This window comes from Tritonibacter sp. SIMBA_163 (assembly GCF_046535935.1).
GTDB lineage: Bacteria > Pseudomonadota > Alphaproteobacteria > Rhodobacterales > Rhodobacteraceae > Epibacterium > Epibacterium scottomollicae.
In genome coordinates this window covers 1-235 of the sequence record NZ_JAWJBP010001349.1, presented here as the reverse complement: position 1 = coordinate 235, position 235 = coordinate 1, and the positions used below count along the sequence as shown (strand labels likewise).

Below are 235 nucleotides of genomic sequence, written 5' to 3'. Positions count from 1 at the left end.
ACTTCAACGCCGCACTTCTCACAGATGACGCCACGGTGTTTCAGGCGCTTGTACTTACCGCACAGGCACTCGTAATCTTTTACCGGCCCAAAGATACGGGCGCAGAAAAGGCCGTCACGTTCTGGTTTGAACGTACGGTAGTTGATGGTTTCCGGCTTTTTAACTTCACCGAAAGACCATGAACGGATCATGTCTGGCGAAGCCAGAGCAATTTTGATCGCATCAAACTCTTCGG

1 protein-coding gene is annotated in these 235 nt (G+C 50.6%); it reads right to left on the bottom strand.

Annotation, left to right across the window (positions count from 1 at the left end; genetic code table 11):
- On the bottom strand, positions 1-235 hold a 235-nt coding region (locus R0J92_RS26675; RefSeq protein ID WP_411053899.1), incomplete at both ends, for a hypothetical protein.